Genomic DNA, 1,049 nt, shown 5'->3' with positions numbered 1-1,049 from the left:
CAGACGTTCGTACAGCTGGCCGCACAGAATAAACAGACCGGCCGCGGACAGACCGTGGGCGATCATCTGGATCACCGCCCCCTGATAAGCCAGCTGGCTGCCGGTGTAGATAGCAATCAGCACGAAGCCCATGTGGGAAACGGAGGTATAAGCGATCAGACGTTTGATATCGGTCTGGGCGAAGGCCATCCACGCGCCGTAGAAGATACCGATCACGCCCAGCCACATGGCGATGGGCGCAAACTCGGCGGAGGCGTTCGGGAACAGCGGCAGCGCAAAGCGCAGCAGACCGTAGGCCGCGGTTTTCAGCAAGATGCCCGCGAGGTCGACGGAACCGGCGGTCGGCGCCTGGGAGTGGGCGTCCGGCAGCCAGCCGTGCAGCGGTACCACCGGCATTTTCACCGCGAAGGCGATGAAGAAGCCCAGCATCAGCAGGTATTCCACGCCGTGGGACATCGGCGTTTTCAGCAGATCTTCATAGTTGAAGGTCCACACGCCGGTGGCGTTGAAGTGGACGAAGGCCAGCGCCAGAATGGCGATCAGCATCACCAGACCGCTCGCCTGGGTATAGATGAAGAACTTGGTGGCCGCCGTGATACGCGTTTTACCGTCAGAAGCTTTATGGCCCCACAGCGCGATCAGGAAGTACATCGGCACCAACATCATTTCCCAGAAGAAGAAGAACAGGAACATGTCGATGGCGAGGAACACGCCGATGACGCCGCCCAGGATCCACATCAGGTTGAGGTGGAAGAAGCCCTGGTATTTTTCGATTTCACGCCACGAACAGAGTACCGCCAGCACGCCGAGGAGACCGGTCAGCACCACCATCAGCAGCGACAGGCCGTCGATCGCCAGATGGATGCTAATGCCGAAGCGTGGGATCCACGGCAGCACGAATTCCGACTGCCATTGCGGAATACCCGCGGATTGCGTCAGAGAATAGCCGCCCTGCATCCACAGCTGCAGGCCAAGCGCCAGCGTCAGTCCCATGGTAATCAGCGCGATCCAGCGCGGCACTTTCACGCCAAAGCGTTCGGTCTGCCAGC

Annotated in this window: 1 protein-coding gene; it reads right to left on the bottom strand. The window is 60.2% G+C overall.

Annotated features, from left to right (window positions below):
- Nucleotides 1-1,049 (bottom strand): NADH-quinone oxidoreductase subunit M (gene nuoM / locus AACG97_RS00285; protein ID WP_338463247.1); only part of this gene is annotated, 1,049 nt, incomplete at both ends.

The sequence above is a fragment of the Pseudomonas sp. Nvir genome (genome assembly GCF_963778085.1).
In the GTDB taxonomy this organism is placed as follows: Bacteria; Pseudomonadota; Gammaproteobacteria; order Pseudomonadales; family Pseudomonadaceae; genus Aquipseudomonas; species Aquipseudomonas juntendi.
Note: the sequence above shows the minus strand (reverse complement) of the source record. Positions and strands in the feature narration are given on the sequence as shown.